At 56.4% G+C, this 280-nt stretch carries 1 pseudogene; it reads left to right on the top strand.

The features are described from left to right. Nucleotides 1–98: 98 nt before the first annotated feature. A pseudogene (locus O4G76_RS20395) lies at nucleotides 99–280 on the top strand (penicillin-insensitive murein endopeptidase); the annotation flags it as partial.

Here is a 280-nt window from a genome sequence, read left to right as displayed (position 1 = left end):
CTTACGGGCAGTGCGCGCCTTGGCATTACACCGGTGATTGCGCTCTTTGCCGTTGGTCTGTTGTTATTGTCTCGGGTCGATGGTGAAGGAGATCAGGTTTGAGGTTTTTCATACAGATAGCATTGGCGGCTTTTTTGCTGGGCGCATGTGCCCCGGAACAAAAAAGCCAGCCCACATCGGTTTCCACATTCGCCAATAAGGCGGTGCACTCCACCGCGCTTGCCAAGCAATTGTTCGGTGCGAAACGCTCCGCCTCTGCCCAGCGCCCGGCGCCTTATGG

Origin of the sequence: Limimaricola sp. G21655-S1, assembly GCF_027213785.1 — a bacterium.
Taxonomy (GTDB): Bacteria; Pseudomonadota; Alphaproteobacteria; order Rhodobacterales; family Rhodobacteraceae; genus Limimaricola.
The sequence above is the reverse complement of the archived record's forward strand: the minus strand, read 5'-3'. Positions and strand labels throughout refer to the sequence as shown.